Here is a 14,782-nt window from a genome sequence, read left to right as displayed (position 1 = left end):
ACGGTGCGAGAGACATCTTCTCCGCCCCGCCGGCCGCACGGCCTGTCAGTGAATGTCTTTCCAGTATTCTTTCTTGAGCAGATACGCCACCACCAGGAACACCAGCAGGAAGATGATCACCTTGACGCCCAGCGCCTTGCGTTCCAGCTGGATGGGTTCACCGACATAGGCCATGAAGGCGACCAGGTCGCGGATATCCTGATCGAACTCCGCCGGCGTGCGCGTGCCCGGCTCGACCAGTTCGAGGTGATCCAGCACGTCGTGGGTCTCGCCGTCACGCTCGATCGTCTTGTAGACCGGTTTCTGAACGCCCTGCAGTTCCCACAGCACGTTCGGCATGCCGACGCTCGGGAAGGTCACGTTGTTCGTGCCGAAGGGACGCGCCTCGTCGACGTAGAAGGTCCGCATGTAGGTGTAGAGGTAATCCACACCGCGGGAACGTGCGATCAGCGACAAGTCCGGGGGGGCTGCGCCGAACCAGGCCTTGCCGTCGGCTGGCGTCATGGCGATGGTCATCGGCGCACCGACCTTGTCGCTGGCGAACATCAGGTTGTCGATCACCTGGGCATCGGTCAACCCGAGATCGCGTCCCATGCGATTGTAGCGCTGGAACTGTGCCGAATGGCAGCTCAGACAGTAGTTGACGAACAGCCGGGCGCCGCGCTGCAACGACTGCTGGTTGCCCACGTCGATGTTGGCCTTGTCGAGATGCACGCCCCCGCCCGCGGCGAGGACGGCACCCGGCAGCAGCATCAGAAAGCTCAGGATTATCTTTCTCATTTGCTCGTCACCCTTTCCGGAACCGGCTTGTACTTGTCCATCCTGGTGTAGATGGGCATCAGGAAGAAAAATGCCAGGTAGTAGATCGTGCCGATCCGCGCCAGCAGTGTCTTGCCCGATGTGGTCGGCTGTGTGCCGAGATAGCCCAGCACCAGGAAGACCACTACGAACAGCGCCAGCGCGGTCTTGTAGATCGGACCCCGGTAGCGAATGGACTTGACCGGGCTGCGGTCCAGCCAGGGCAGGAAGAACAGGATCACGACCGCCGCACCCATGGCGATCACGCCCCATACCTGGGTGCCGGCGAAGCTCGGCACCGCGCGCAGGATGGCGTAATAGGGCGTGAAGTACCATACCGGTGCGATATGCGCCGGCGTCTTCAGCGGGTCGGCCGGATCGAAGTTCGGGTGTTCCAGGAAAAACCCACCACCGTCCGGAATGAAGAACACCACGATCGAGAAGAAGATCAGGAATACCACGACGCCGACGATGTCCTTCACCGTGTAGTACGGATGAAAGGGGATACCGTCCTTCGGGATGCCGTTGGCGTCCTTGTGCTTCTTGATCTCCACGCCGTCGGGGTTGTTGGACCCGACTTCATGCAGCGCCAGTATGTGCGCAACCACCAGGCCAAGCAGCACCAGCGGCACGGCGATGACATGGAAGGCGAAGAAGCGGTTGAGGGTGGCGTCGGCGATGACGTAGTCACCGCGGATCCACACCGACAGGTCTTCACCGATGATCGGGATGGCCGCGAACAGGTTCACGATCACCTGCGCACCCCAGTAGGACATCTGACCCCAGGGCAGCAGATAGCCAAAGAAGGCCTCGGCCATCAGGCACAAATAGATCAGCACGCCGAAGATCCAGATCAGCTCACGCGGCTTCTGGTAGGAGCCGTAGAGCATGGCGCGGAACATATGCAGGTACACCACCAGGAAGAACGCCGAGGCGCCGGTGGAATGGATGTAGCGGATCAGCCAGCCCCATTCCACGTCGCGCATGATGTACTCGACCGAGGCAAAGGCACGCTCCGCATCGGGCTTGTAGCTCATGGTGAGGAAGATGCCGGAAACGATCTGGATGACCAGCACCAGCAGCGCCAGGGAACCGAAGAAGTACCAGAAGTTGAAGTTCTTCGGTGCGTAGTATTTGGCCAGGTGGTCATTCCACATGGAACTGAGCGGGAAACGGTCATCGATCCAGCCGAGGATACCGCCCTGCCACTTATCGGTTCTTTCGCCCATGGTTATGCAGCTCCTTGGTCGTCGCCAATCAGGATCACCGAGTCACCCACATAGCGGTATGGTGGGACGATGAGGTTGGTCGGTGCTGGCATACCGCGGTAGACGCGGCCGGCCAGATCAAATTCCGAGCCGTGACAGGGGCAGAAGAAACCACCCTTCCAATCCGGGCCCAGATCCGCCGGCGCCACATCCGGCCGGTAGGTCGGCGAGCAGCCCAGATGGGTGCAGATACCGATCAGCACCAGCACCTCGGGTTTGATGGAGCGGTACTCGTTCTGGGCGTAGGGCGGCTGTTGCGGAACCTCGGAATCGGGGTCGGCGACCTTGCCGTCCAGTGACTTGATGCCGGCGAGCATCTCGGGGGTGCGCCTGACCACCCACACCGGCTGGCCGCGCCACTCGACATTGATCTTCTGGCCGGGCTCCAGCTTGCTGATATCCGCTTCGACGGGGGCGCCGGCGGCCTGCGCGCGGGCGCTCGGCTGCATGGACTTCACGAAGGGGACCAAGGTGTACACGGCCCCCACGGCTCCCACCACCGAGGCGGCAGCGGTCAGAAAGCGACGCCGGCCGGTATCTACGCCATCAGTGCTCATTAAGGCTCTCCAGGGTTGTCTACTTCTAGTAATTAACTTTCCGGCCCCTTCGGGCTGCGCGAGGCGCGTCATTCTACAACGACTGACGGCTGGCCGGACTTGTGTCAGATCAAGCGACCCGTCGAAATGTGTCCGGCCAGCGCCCCTGAAAACCGCGTAGCTTCCGACAAACACCCAGGCGAGGTCAAGTGAAATGCCGATTTCTCTATGACTTATACCGGGTTGGCGATATCCACGAAGGTATGTTCAAGATCGAAACGCGCGGCCAGGTGTTCGCCCAGGGCCTGCACACCGAAGCGCTCCGTGGCGTGGTGTCCGGCCGCAAAAAAGTGGATACCGCATTCGCGCGCGACATGCACTGTCTGTTCGGAGATCTCGCCGCTGATGAAGGCGTCCAGCCCGAGCGTGGCGGCGGCACCGATGTAGGACTGGGCCGCGCCGGTGCACCAGCCGACGCGCCGCACCACATGATCACCACCGGTGATGAGCTGCGGCGCCCTCCCCAGGGCAGTGCTGATGTCGGCGGCCAGGTCCGTGGCGGCGCGCACCACGGGCAGCCGGCCGTGGCAGGCGAGATCGGGGCCGCGCCCCGCGCCGAACCAGCCCTCGACCGGCAGGCCGAGCACCCGGGCGAGCTGGGCGTTGTTGCCCAGTTCCGGATGGGCGTCGAGCGGCAGATGGTAGGCGATCAGACTGATGTCGGCGGCCAGCAGCGCTGCCAGGCGGCGTCGCTGCATGCCGGTGATGCGTGCATCCTCGCCCTTCCAGAAGTAGCCGTGGTGTACCAGCAGGGCATCGGCACCCGCGGCGACAGCCGCGTCCACCAGCGCCTGGCTGGCGGTCACCCCGCTCATCAGCCGGCGCACCTCACGACGGCCTTCCACCTGCAGGCCGTTCGGGCAGTAATCCACGAACGCCGCGCTGTTCAGCAGGCCGTCGCTGTAGGCGATGAGTTCGTGCAAGTCGAGCATGGCATACACCGTATACGTTGCGCGCGGGTTCGCCGCCGCGCAGGTTTGTCTGCTAGACTGCTGCCCCGTTCCGCGGCGCCCGGAGCCACGGTGCGGACCGGGCCGGCAGGCCCCCGGCAGGCTCTAGAGTAGCCCAAGCATGAACCTTCGCAAACTCATCGTCTTTCTGCTCCAGTCGGCCACCGTCGGTCTGGTGGCCGCCGCCGCCCTGCTGCTGCTCAAGCCGGAACTGTTCCATACGGAACCCGCAGTCGTCGAGGTGCGCGAGGTCGTCGGCCAGGGTGCGCGCAGCGGTGACGGCCTCGGCAGCGGTACGGTCTCTTATGCCGATGCCGTGGAGCGTGCCGCACCGGCCGTCGTCAATGTCTATACCGCAAAACTCATCACCCAGCGTGTCCACCCGCTGTTCAACGATCCATTGTTCCAACATTTCTTTGGCGACCAGTTTGGTGCGGAACGCCAGCGCCTGCAGACCAGCCTGGGTTCGGGTGTGATCATCAGCGCCCAGGGGTATGTCCTGACCAACAACCATGTCGTATCCGGTGCCGATCAGATCCAGGTGATGATCAGCGACGGTCGCAGCCTGGATGCGAAAATCGTCGGTGTGGACCCGGACACCGATCTGGCCGTACTCAAGATCAAGGCCGACGTCCTGCCCAGTATCGTCATCGGTGATTCTGCGCGGCTGCGCGTCGGTGATGTGGTGCTCGCCATCGGCAATCCCTTCGGCGTTGGTCAGACGGTCACCCAGGGCATCGTCAGCGCGACCGGCCGCAATCAACTCGGCATCAGCACCTTCGAGAATTTCATCCAGACGGATGCGGCAATCAATCCCGGCAACTCCGGCGGCGCGCTCATCAATGCGCACGGCGAACTCATCGGGATCAACACGGCGATCTTCAGCAAGTCGGGCGGCTCGCAGGGTATCGGCTTCGCTATTCCCGAGAGCCTCGCCAAGGGCGTCATGAAACAGATCATCGAGCATGGCCAGGTGGTCCGCGGCTGGCTGGGCATCGAGGCCCAGGACCTGACGCCGGCGCTGGCCGAATCCTTCGGCCTCAAGGACGTGCAGGGCGTACTGATCTCCGGCGTGCTGCGCAGCGGTCCGGCCGACCAGGCCGGGCTGCAACCCGGCGACATCGTCACCGCGCTGAATGACGCGCCGGTGAGCGACGCCCGCGACTCCATGAATCGCATCGCCGAACTGCGACCGGGTACGAAGCTGCACATCGGCGGTCTGCGCGATGGTGCGGCCTTCACGCTCGATGCGGTGATCGGTCAGCGCCCGAACGCATCGCGCTGAGTCCTGCGGGGACCCCCGGCATGCGCCTGCCGACCACTCACAGCGACGCGCGCAGCGCCGCGAGGAAGGCCGCGTTCTCCGCCGGCGTCCCGACCGTCACACGCAGACAATCGTGCAGCGCACCGCCAACGGCACTCAGATTCTTGATCAGCACGCCACGTTCCCGCAGGCCGGCGAAGACGGTGTCGGCGCGGCCGGCGGGCGTGCGGAAGAGGATGAAATTTGCCTCACTGGGATAGACCTGCAGGCCGGGCAGCGCCGCCAGCGCCGCGAACAGCGTCGCCCGGTCGGCGCGGATGCGCGCCGTCTGTGCATCCAGCACCGAGCGGTGTTCCAGAGCAAATTCCGCGCTCGCCTGATTGAGCACACCGATGTTGTACGGCAGGCGTGTCTTGTCGATCTCATTCAGCCACGCCGGCGGGCCGGCCAGCAGGCCGAGCCGCAGTCCCGCCAGTCCCGTCTTCGACAGCGTCCGCAGCACCAGCAGATTGGAATGACTGCCGAGGGTGCCCATGAAACTGTCGGCGGCGAAGGCGGCGTAGGCCTCGTCGACGATCACCAGGCCCGACGCCGCGGCGAGGATGCGGCGCACGGCAGCGGCGTCGAACAGATTGCCGGTGGGATTGTTCGGATAGGCGAGGAACACGACCGCCGGCTGCTCCCGCTCGATGGCCTCCAGCATGGCGTCCAGATCCAGACCGAAATCGTCACCCAGCGGCACGCCCACGAAGCGCATGCCGGTCACCTGGGCGATCAGGCGGTACATCACGAAGCTCGGCTCCGGCGCGAGTATCGCCCGGCCCGGCGCCGTAACCGTCTGCGCGATCATCTGGATGAGTTCGTCCGACCCGTTGCCGAGCAGGATGCCCATGTCCGCCGGCACCTCCATGGCCGCGCGCAGGCTGTCCCGCAGGCGCCGCGCCGTCGGGTCAGGATAGCGGTTGAGCGGCACGCCGCGCAGACGCTCCAGCCACGCGTCCACCAACTCGTCCGGCCAGCCATAGGGATTCTCCATGGCGTCCAGCTTGATGCACTGCCCCGGATCGGGCACATGATAGGCCGTCAACGCCCGGATCTCCGGCCGCACCCAGTGCTCGATGTCTTCTCTGCTGTCGCGTGGCATTCTGTTTAGACTCCGAAACCCCATTTCAACCACGAAGGACACGAAGGGGAACTCCAAGAACACGTCCTTGGCCACGGAAACACACGGAACAACACGGAATAAAGACTGTGCTCAGGGAACCTCCGCAAAAGCCTCTGCAGCGGCGCTCACAGCGTTGGACGGCGGTTAAGAATACGCATGTATTCCGTATGAACCCCGCTTTTTCACCTCGACCCCGTTTGCGATCATCCGCTTGCTGGACTTCTGCAGAGGGCCTTTAAAATTCTTCCGTGTTGTTCCGTGTGTTTCCGTGGCCAAAGACCGTTAATTTCCTTTGCGCGCCTTCGCGTCCTTCGCGGTTGAAGTACTCCCCTCCCGGAGCATCAATTCTTGCGTATGCGGTACTCCGCCGAACTGGCGTGGGCGGTGAGGCCTTCGCCGCGGGCGAGTACGGAGGCGGTCTTACCGAGTTCGGAGGCGCCTTCGGGCGAGCACATGATCAGGCTCGAGCGCTTCTGGAAATCGTACACGCCCAGCGGCGAGGAGAAGCGTGCGGTGCGCGCGGTCGGCAGTACGTGGTTGGGGCCGGCGCAGTAGTCACCGACTGCCTCGGCGGTGTAGCGGCCCATGAAGATCGCACCGGCGTGCCGGATCTTCTTCACCAGCGGCAGCGGATCGGCCACCGACAGCTCCAGGTGCTCCGGCGCAATGAAATTGGCAACCTCGACCGCCTCATCGAGATCGCGCACCAGCAACAGCGCGCCGCGCTGCGACAGCGAAGTCTCGATGATGGCGCGGCGCTCCAGGGTCGGCAGCAGCCGTTCCATGCTGGTACGCACCGCGGTGAGAAATTCGGCGCTGGTACTTACCAGGATCGCCTGCGCATCCTCGTCGTGCTCGGCCTGGGAGAACAGGTCCATGGCGATCCAGTCCGCCGGGGTCTCGCCATCGCACACCACCAGAATCTCCGAGGGGCCGGCGATCATGTCGATGCCGACGGTGCCGAATACCATGCGCTTAGCGGTGGCAACATAGATGTTGCCGGGGCCGACGATCTTGTCCACCTGCGGGATGGTCTCGGTACCGTAGGCGAGTGCCGCGACCGCCTGCGCGCCGCCGATGGCAAAGACGCGGTCGACACCGGCGATGGCGGCGGCGGCCAGCACCAGTTCGTTCAGCTCCCCGCCCGGCGTCGGCACCACCATGATGAGCTCCGGTACACCGGCGGTCTTGGCGGGCACGGCGTTCATCAGTACCGAGGAGGGATAGGCCGCCTTGCCGCCCGGCACATACAGGCCGACGCGGTCCAGTGCAGTGACCTGCTGACCGAGCAGCGTGCCGTCGTCCTCGGTATAGGTCCAGGACTCCAGGCACTGCCGTTCCGCGTAGATGCGCAGCCGCTGCGCCGCGACCTCCAGGGCCGTGCGCTGTTCGCTGGGAATGCGGTCGAGGGCCTGCGTCAGTCGCGCGGCCGGGATCTCCAGCTCGGCCAGCGACGTGACCTGCATGCGGTCGAAACGGTTGGTGTACTCCACCACGGCGGCGTCGCCGCGGCGCTCCACGTCGCGCAGGATGTCGCGTACCGTGGTGTGGACGCGGTCGTCGGAGACGGTATCCCAGGCCAGCACACCCTGCAGCTGGGACCAGAAGTCGGTATCGGTCGTGGCAAACTGTCGGATCTGCAACATACGTGTCTCCCCCACGCTGGCGCATGCGTTTTCTGTCGGTCCGGAAATGCCGCCGTCTGCGCCGCCGGCGTGGCACGCATTCGTCAGCGGCGGGCCGCCGCCACTGCCGTATCCAGCCGCTCCACGAAACCCATCACCTGGGCATGCTTCATCTTCATGGACGCCTTGTTCACGATCAGGCGCGAGCTGATATCGGCGATATGTGCAAGTGGCACCAGGCCGTTGGCCGCAAGGGTGTTGCCCGTATCGACCAGATCGACGATCAGGTCCGCCAGCCCGACCAGGGGCGCGAGTTCCATGGAGCCGTAGAGCTTGATGATCTCCACCTGCCGCCCCTGCGCTGCATAATAGCGCCGTGCGCTCTCCACGTACTTGGTGGCGATGCGCAGCCGGGGCACATCCTCGCCAGCCCCCGGCCGCCCGGCGACCATCAGCCGGCAGCGGGCGATGCCGAGATCCAGCGGCTCGTACAAGCCCCGACCACCGTGTTCCAGCAGCACATCCTTGCCGGCCACGCCCAGATCAGCGGCACCGTACTGCACATAGGTGGGTACATCGGCGGCGCGGATCAACACCAGTTTCACGTCGTCGCGGTTGGTGTCCAGGATCAGCTTGCGGCTGGTCTCCGGATCATCGCGCAACTCGATACCCGCCGCCGCGAGCAGCGGCAACGTTCCCTTGAAGATGCGCCCCTTCGATACCGCGATGGTCAATGTGTTGTTCATAGGCTGCAGATACAAGGTACAAGGTACAAGGTACAAGTGGATATCAAGACATACGCCCACGGACTTGTATCTTGCATCTTGTATCCTGACCCTTTCATGACGGTATCCGGCGGATCTTCGCGCCCAGCTGCGCGAGCTTCTCCTCGATGCACTCGTAGCCACGGTCGATGTGGTAGATGCGATCGACCACGGTGTCGCCGGTGGCAACCAGGCCGGCCAGCACCAGGCTCGCCGAGGCGCGCAGGTCGGTCGCCATGACCGGCGCGGCAGTGAGCCGCTGTACGCCGCGGGTGATGGCGGTGTTGCCCTCGACGCGTACGTCGGCGCCCATGCGTTGCATCTCATGCACATGCATGAAGCGATTCTCGAACACCGTCTCGGTGATCGTGCCGACACCCTCGGCGACGGCATTCAGTGCCGTGAACTGGGCCTGCATATCGGTCGGGAAGGCCGGATAGGGCGCGGTGCGCACCTCGACCGCGCGCGGCCGGTTACCCTGCATGTCAAGTTCGATCCAGTCCTCACCCTCGGTGATCATGGCGCCCGCCTCGCGCAGTGACTGCAACACGGCTTCCATGAGATCCGGACGGGTGTTCTTGAGTTTGACGCGTCCACCGGTGATCGCCGCCGCCACCAGATAAGTGCCGGTCTCGATGCGGTCGGGCAGCACGCGGTACTCGGTCCCGCTCAGGTTCTCCACGCCCTGGATATGCAGCGTATCGGTCCCCGCCCCTTCGATCTTCGCGCCCATCTGGTTGAGGAAGTTGGCCAGATCGACCACCTCCGGCTCGCGGGCGGCGTTCTCGATGACGGTCTCGCCCAGGGCCAGCGCCGCGGCCATCATCAGGTTCTCGGTGCCGGTGACGGTGACCATGTCCATCACCAGGCGCGCACCGCGCAGGCGCCGGGCGCGGGCCTTGATGTAGCCGTTTTCCACGCTGATCTCGGCACCGAGCGCCTGCAGCCCCTTCACGTGCAGATTCACGGGCCGCGAGCCGATGGCGCAGCCGCCCGGCAGCGACACGTCGGCGCGCCCGTAGCGCGCCACCAATGGCCCCAGCACCAGGATGGAGGCACGCATGGTCTTGACCAGATCGTAGGGTGCGGAGAAGTCGTGGATGGTGCGCGGATCGGCCTCGATGTTCATCTTCTCGTCGACGACCAGGCTCACGCCCATGCGCCCGAGCAGCTCCATGGTAGTGGTGACGTCGTGCAGATGCGGTACGTTGCCGACGGTCACCGTGCTGTCGGCCAGCATGGTCGCCGCCAGGATGGGCAGCACGGCATTCTTTGCGCCGGAGATACGGATCTCGCCGCGCAGCGGCGCGCCGCCGCTGATGATCAGTTTATCCAAGCGGCCTCCGGACTCATTGCAGACGTGGGTTCTTCTTCCACTGCTCCGGCGTATAGGTGTGCAGGGCCAAGGCATGGATCTCCGCCCGCAGGCGATCACCCAGGGTGCCGTACACGGTCTGATGCTGCTTGACGGTGCTCTGACCGACGAAGGATTCACTGACGACGATGGCCTCGAAGTGATCGCCGTCGCCCTTGACGCTGACCTCGCTGCCGGGGATCCCGGCCTCGATGAGCTGTTTGATTTCGTGCGCTTGCATGTTGATCCCGTCCCGATGATCGAGGGTGCCGCCGCCGGACCGACAGGCGGTCGAAAAGGAGTCATGATATAGAAAAACCCCGCCCGTTGGCCAATCCGGCGCAGGCGGGCGCCCGGGGGCGGCGGTTAGCCGCGGCTGAGCGGCAGGATCTGGTCGAGGCTGCTGACGCGGGCGATGGCCAGCATCTGCGCAGGGATGTTCAGGAACTCGATGGGCTTGCCAAGCTGCCGGGCCACGCGCATCCACTCGACCAGTAGCGCCAGACCGGCGCTGTCGGAGCGCTGCACGTCCTTGAGATCGATGTGCAGATCGCCATCCTCCCGAAGCAGGTTCCGGGACGTCTCCCACAGCCGTGGCACGGTAGCGAAACTCAGCTCTCCCGCCAGCAGCAGCCGGCCGTCCGGCGCACGCCGGATGCTGCCGTCACTCACACCTCACCGCCCGTGGCATTACGGTCCGCGAGGCGCTTGATGAGCGCATCGATACCGTGGTTTCTGATCTCGGCGGCAAAGGTGGTGCGGTAATTCGACACCAGGCTGATGCCGTCGATGACGACGTCGTACACCTTCCAACCCTGGTTACCGAGGTACATGCTGTAGTTGATCGGGATTGGCGGCGCGCCGGGCTTGATCACCTCGGTGCGGACGGTGGCGTCCTTGCCATCGGCACTGATGCGCACCGGCAGGTAGTTGACCTGCTGACCGGTGTACTCCAGCAGCGCGGTGCCGTAGGTGCGCACCAGCAGGGTGCGAAACTGATTGACGAATTCCCGCTGCTGCTGGGCGTCCGCCTGTCGCCAGTGCTTGCCCAGCGCCCAGCGTGACATGCGCTCGAAATCGAAATGTGGCAGCACGATCTCGTCCACCAGGCCGTACAGCCGGGCGGGGTCCGCCTCAATGGCGTCGTGCTGCGCCTGCAGGACCGCCAGCATGCGGTCCGAGGTATCGCGCACCAGGGCGCCGGGGTCCTCCACCACGGTCGCCCCGACCGCTACTGCGCCCAGCAGCAGCGCCCACAGTAGCACCGGCATCCGCAACACCGTCGCCCGGGTCATTTCTTGCTCCCCTCCGCAGCCTTCTCGAACAGGAACTGGCCGATGATCTGCTCCAGCACCAGCGCCGACTGCGTCATCCGGATACTGTCGCCTGCCTTCAGCATGTCCTCCGCGCCGCCCGGTTCCAGCGCGACGTACTGCTCGCCGAGCAACCCGGCGGTGAAGATCCGCGCCGAGGTGTCCGTCGGAAAGCGGTCGTACTGCGGCTCGATGTTCATGCGCACCACGGCCTCGTAGGCGTCACTATCGAAACTGATGCCGGCCACCCGCCCGACGCGCACGCCCGCCACCGAAACCGGCGAGCGGACCTTCAGGCCGCCGACATTCTCGAAGCGGGCGATCAGCTCATAGCCCGGTTCATTGGACATCGCACTGAGGTTGCTGACCTGCATGGCCAGCATAAACAGTGCCGCCAGGCCCGCCACGACGAACAACCCTACCCCAATCTCAATCGTTCTGATCCGTTCCATGTCTCAAATATCCCCGAACATCAGCGCCGTCAAGACGAAATCCAGGCCCAGTACGGCCAATGCCGTATGGACCACCGTGCGGGTCGTGGCCCGGCTCACGCCTTCCGAGGTGGGCATCGCGTCGTAGCCCTCGAAGACGGCGATCCAGGTCGCGGCGAACCCGAACACGAGGCTCTTGATGACACCGTTGTAGATGTCCTCGTGCAGATCGACCTTGTCCTGCATCTGCGACCAGAAGGCGCCGCTGTCCACGCCCAACAACCCCACACCGACGAAATAGCCGCCGATCACGCCGACGGCACTGAAGATGGCGGCCAGTAGTGGCATGGACAGGAATCCCGCGAGGAAGCGCGGTCCGATCACCTGACGGATGGGATCGACGGCCATCATCTCCATTCCCGACAGTTGCTCGGTGGCCTTCATCAGACCGATCTCGGCGGTGAGCGCCGAGCCGGCGCGGCCGGCGAACAACAGCGCCGCGACCACCGGCCCCAGTTCACGCACCAGCGACAGCGCCACCACCACACCGAGCGACTCCGCGGCCCCGAAATCGACCAGTGTATTGTAGCCCTGCAACCCCAGCACCATGCCGACGAACAGTCCGGACACCACGATGATCACCAGCGACAGCACACCCACCGAGTGCATTTGCAGGATGACCAGGCGCGGACGCAGCAGCAGGCCCGGCAGGCCCGCCAGCACCTGTAACAGGAACAGGTTGCCCCGCCCCAGGCGCTCGAACACCCCCAGCGCCCCGTGGCCCAGCCGCTGCAGCCAATCCATCACGTCGCCCGCGTCCGTATCATCGTCTGTCGCGTCCAGCCTGGACACCCGCCAGCAGGTCATCCCGGTAGGGTGGGGCCTGGTAGTGGAAGGGTACCGGACCATCAGGCAGGCCGTGCATGAACTGGTTCACCCAGGGTGACGGCGAGCGGTTGAGCGCCTCTGGTGTACCGTGCTCGACCACCCGGCCGCCCGACAGCAGATAGATATAGTCGGCGATGGCGGCCGTCTCCTGGACATCGTGGGAGACGATGATGGAGGTCAGATTCAGGGCGTCGTTGAGCAGCCGGATGAGCTGTACCAGCGCGCCCATGGAGATGGGATCCTGACCGCCGAAGGGCTCGTCGTACATGATCATCATCGGGTCGAGTGCGATCGCCCGTGCCAGCGCCACCCGCCGCGCCATGCCGCCGGACAGCTGGCTCGGCATCAGGTCGCGCGCCCCGCGCAGCCCCACTGCCTGCAGCTTCATCAGCACCAGGTCGCGGATCATGACCTCGGGTAGACGGGTATGTTCCCGCAGGGGAAAGGCGACGTTGTCGAAGACGCTCAGGTCGGTGAGCAAGGCACCGCTCTGGAACAGCATCCCCATGCGCTTGCGCAGGCGGTACAGCGCGTCATGTCGGAGTCTGGGCACCTCTTCGCCGTCGACGCGGATGCTGCCCGCGTGCGGCTTGAGCTGACCACCGATCAGACGCAGCAGGGTGGTCTTGCCGGTACCGCTCGGGCCCATGATGGCCGTGACCTTGCCGCGCTGGATATCCAGATCGACGCCGTCGAATATCCAGCGGGTGCCGCGCGCGAAGCGCATGCCGCGCACCTTCACCAGGCTGTCGTTACCGCTGTGTTCGGGGCTTGCTGGCATGCGAGACTGATCGACGTTGTGGAGGCTGGGTGGGTGAGGTTTCAGGATGGCTGCAACACACCCCTGGCCGGCCGGTCGACCCCGTCGTCCCGCCTTGCGGGTACGCCGCGGCGGGACACAGTCTTGCCAAGCGCGGACCTTTCGTCAACTGCATGTTGCTCTTTTGCCCCGCGATTGTCCCATTCCAGCGGGGCGGTTGCCAGTCCTTTCACACATTTTCCTTCGTCGTTCAGCCAGTTCGACGGCAATCCGCCGCCCATCGGCGGTTCCGCGCCTGCTACCGGATCTGTTGCGGGACTGCAACAACACCCCCTTGCCGTCTTGGCAGCCGGCCGCATCTGTGTATCATGACGGGCCCGAGCCTGGACCTCCGGCCCCATGAGCAACGTCTTACCGTTCAAGCGCCCGCGCGCCGCCGACCAGCACCAGGGCAAGACCCTGTGCCGACGCGGCTTCCATAAATGGGAGGCCGAGCCCGGCACGCCCTTTGACGTCAAGACCGGCCGCCTGGTGACTCGCTACCGTTGCAGCCGTTGCGGCGCCACCCGGGTCGAGTCGCAATGAACGAATCTACGTTCGAGGCACTCGGGCTCGCGGTCATCGAGACCGAGGCCCGCGCCGTCGGCGCGCTGGCCGGCCGTATCGACGCGCAGTTCGCCCGCGCCTGCAGCTACATCCTCGCCTGCCGTGGCCGCGTGGTGGTCCTCGGCATGGGTAAATCGGGACACATCGGCGGCAAGATCGCCGCCACGCTCGCCAGCACCGGCACGCCGGCCTTCTTCGTGCACCCGGGCGAGGCCAGCCACGGTGATCTCGGCATGATCACGCCCACGGATGTCGTCCTGGCGCTGTCGAATTCCGGCGAGACCGGCGAGTTGCTGACCATCCTGCCGCTGATCAAGCGCCTGGGCGTGCCGCTCATCACCATGACGGGCAACGCCAACTCGACACTCGCCCGCGCCGCCAACGCCAATATCGACGTCAGTGTGGAGAGGGAGGCCTGCCCGCTCGGGCTGGCACCCACCTCCAGTACCACGGCCGCGTTGGTGATGGGCGATGCGCTGGCCATCGCATTGTTGAAGTCGCGCGGCTTCAGCGCCGAGGATTTCGCCCGCGCCCACCCGGGTGGCAGCCTGGGTCGGCGTCTGCTGTTGCTGATCGACGATATCATGCACACCGGCGATACCATCCCACAGGTCAGCGTCGACGCACCGCTCACCGAGACACTGCACGAGATGACGCGCAAGGGCCTGGGCATGACCGCGGTGCTCGCTGCCGACGGTCGCGTCACCGGTGTGTTCACCGACGGCGACCTGCGCCGTGCCGTCGACCGTGAGATCAATCTCCACAAGACCCCGGTCGGTGAATTGATGACGCGCAACTGCAAGACCGTCCAGCCCGGCATGTTGGCCGCCGAGGCACTGGCCATCATGCAGGCGAGCAAGATCAACGGCCTGCTGGTGGTCGATGCCGAGCACCGCCTGGTCGGTGCGCTGGGCATGCACGACCTGCTGCGTGCGGGGGTGGTATGAATATGGGATTCGGCAGCCGGGATTCGGGATTCGGCAAAACCCGAACCCCGAAC

Annotated in this window: 17 protein-coding genes; 3 read left to right on the top strand and 14 right to left on the bottom strand. The window is 64.9% G+C overall.

Annotated elements, in window-relative coordinates:
* Positions 1-45: 45 nt before the first annotated feature.
* The 4 genes from K8I04_01515 to K8I04_01500 form a co-directional block, all read right to left on the bottom strand.
* The gene (locus K8I04_01515) at positions 46-780 is read right to left on the bottom strand and encodes a cytochrome c1 (GenBank protein ID MBZ0070398.1); all 735 of its coding nucleotides are present in this window, start codon (positions 778-780) and stop codon (positions 46-48) included.
* Complete coding sequence (locus K8I04_01510; protein ID MBZ0070397.1) at positions 777-2,027, bottom strand: cytochrome bc complex cytochrome b subunit; 1,251 nt, start codon at positions 2,025-2,027, stop codon at positions 777-779. The genes K8I04_01515 and K8I04_01510 overlap by 4 nt, the downstream gene beginning before the upstream one ends.
* 2 nt (positions 2,028-2,029) lie before the next feature.
* Positions 2,030-2,623, bottom strand: a complete 594-nt coding sequence (petA, locus tag K8I04_01505; protein ID MBZ0070396.1) for a ubiquinol-cytochrome c reductase iron-sulfur subunit — start codon at positions 2,621-2,623, stop codon at positions 2,030-2,032.
* 212 nt (positions 2,624-2,835) lie between these two features.
* Positions 2,836-3,594: a Nif3-like dinuclear metal center hexameric protein gene (locus K8I04_01500; GenBank protein ID MBZ0070395.1), complete on the bottom strand. Its 759-nt coding sequence runs from the start codon at positions 3,592-3,594 to the stop codon at positions 2,836-2,838.
* Between the two features lie 139 nt (positions 3,595-3,733).
* Here K8I04_01500 and K8I04_01495 point away from each other — a divergent pair, with 139 nt between their 5' ends.
* Positions 3,734-4,897: a Do family serine endopeptidase gene (locus K8I04_01495; GenBank protein ID MBZ0070394.1), complete on the top strand. Its 1,164-nt coding sequence runs from the start codon at positions 3,734-3,736 to the stop codon at positions 4,895-4,897.
* A gap of 37 nt (positions 4,898-4,934) precedes the next feature.
* Here K8I04_01495 and hisC read toward each other — a convergent pair whose 3' ends face one another.
* From hisC to K8I04_01445, 10 genes are all read right to left on the bottom strand, one after another.
* The gene (gene hisC, locus K8I04_01490) at positions 4,935-6,020 is read right to left on the bottom strand and encodes a histidinol-phosphate transaminase (GenBank protein MBZ0070393.1); all 1,086 of its coding nucleotides are present in this window, start codon (positions 6,018-6,020) and stop codon (positions 4,935-4,937) included.
* A 362-nt stretch (positions 6,021-6,382) separates the two neighbouring features.
* Positions 6,383-7,687, bottom strand: a complete 1,305-nt coding sequence (gene hisD / locus K8I04_01485) for a histidinol dehydrogenase (protein ID MBZ0070392.1) — start codon at positions 7,685-7,687, stop codon at positions 6,383-6,385.
* An 83-nt stretch (positions 7,688-7,770) separates the two neighbouring features.
* The gene (gene hisG / locus K8I04_01480) at positions 7,771-8,412 is read right to left on the bottom strand and encodes an ATP phosphoribosyltransferase (GenBank protein MBZ0070391.1); all 642 of its coding nucleotides are present in this window, start codon (positions 8,410-8,412) and stop codon (positions 7,771-7,773) included.
* Positions 8,413-8,506: 94 nt separating this feature from the next.
* Positions 8,507-9,766 carry a UDP-N-acetylglucosamine 1-carboxyvinyltransferase gene (gene murA, locus K8I04_01475; GenBank protein ID MBZ0070390.1) on the bottom strand — a complete coding sequence of 420 codons (1,260 nt, stop codon included), beginning with the start codon at positions 9,764-9,766 and terminating at the stop codon, positions 8,507-8,509.
* 13 nt (positions 9,767-9,779) lie between these two features.
* Positions 9,780-10,025: a BolA/IbaG family iron-sulfur metabolism protein gene (locus tag K8I04_01470; protein ID MBZ0070389.1), complete on the bottom strand. Its 246-nt coding sequence runs from the start codon at positions 10,023-10,025 to the stop codon at positions 9,780-9,782.
* 125 nt (positions 10,026-10,150) lie between these two features.
* Positions 10,151-10,441: an STAS domain-containing protein gene (locus K8I04_01465; GenBank protein ID MBZ0070388.1), complete on the bottom strand. Its 291-nt coding sequence runs from the start codon at positions 10,439-10,441 to the stop codon at positions 10,151-10,153.
* Positions 10,442-10,452: 11 nt separating this feature from the next.
* The gene (locus K8I04_01460; GenBank protein MBZ0070387.1) at positions 10,453-11,079 is read right to left on the bottom strand and encodes an ABC transporter substrate-binding protein; all 627 of its coding nucleotides are present in this window, start codon (positions 11,077-11,079) and stop codon (positions 10,453-10,455) included.
* Positions 11,076-11,549 (bottom strand): outer membrane lipid asymmetry maintenance protein MlaD, encoded by a 474-nt coding sequence (gene mlaD, locus K8I04_01455; GenBank protein MBZ0070386.1) that lies wholly within the window; start codon positions 11,547-11,549, stop codon positions 11,076-11,078. The genes K8I04_01460 and mlaD overlap by 4 nt, the downstream gene beginning before the upstream one ends.
* A gap of 3 nt (positions 11,550-11,552) precedes the next feature.
* A complete protein-coding gene (gene mlaE, locus K8I04_01450; GenBank protein ID MBZ0070385.1) occupies positions 11,553-12,335 on the bottom strand; it encodes a lipid asymmetry maintenance ABC transporter permease subunit MlaE in 783 nt (260 codons plus the stop codon).
* A gap of 16 nt (positions 12,336-12,351) precedes the next feature.
* Positions 12,352-13,197 (bottom strand): ABC transporter ATP-binding protein, encoded by an 846-nt coding sequence (locus tag K8I04_01445; GenBank protein MBZ0070384.1) that lies wholly within the window; start codon positions 13,195-13,197, stop codon positions 12,352-12,354.
* A 378-nt stretch (positions 13,198-13,575) separates the two neighbouring features.
* Between K8I04_01445 and K8I04_01440 the strand changes: the two genes are divergently transcribed.
* On the top strand, positions 13,576-13,761 hold the full coding sequence (locus tag K8I04_01440; GenBank protein MBZ0070383.1) for a hypothetical protein: 186 nt from the start codon (positions 13,576-13,578) through the stop codon (positions 13,759-13,761).
* Entirely contained in the window at positions 13,758-14,729 is a 972-nt protein-coding gene (locus K8I04_01435; protein ID MBZ0070382.1) for a KpsF/GutQ family sugar-phosphate isomerase, read from the top strand. Before K8I04_01440 ends, K8I04_01435 begins: the two co-directional genes overlap by 4 nt.
* Positions 14,730-14,782 lie beyond the last annotated feature (53 nt).

It is taken from the genome of Gammaproteobacteria bacterium (assembly GCA_019911805.1).
Classification (GTDB): domain Bacteria; phylum Pseudomonadota; class Gammaproteobacteria; order Thiohalobacterales; family Thiohalobacteraceae; genus JAHJQQ01.
Note: the sequence above shows the minus strand (reverse complement) of the source record. Positions and strands in the feature narration are given on the sequence as shown.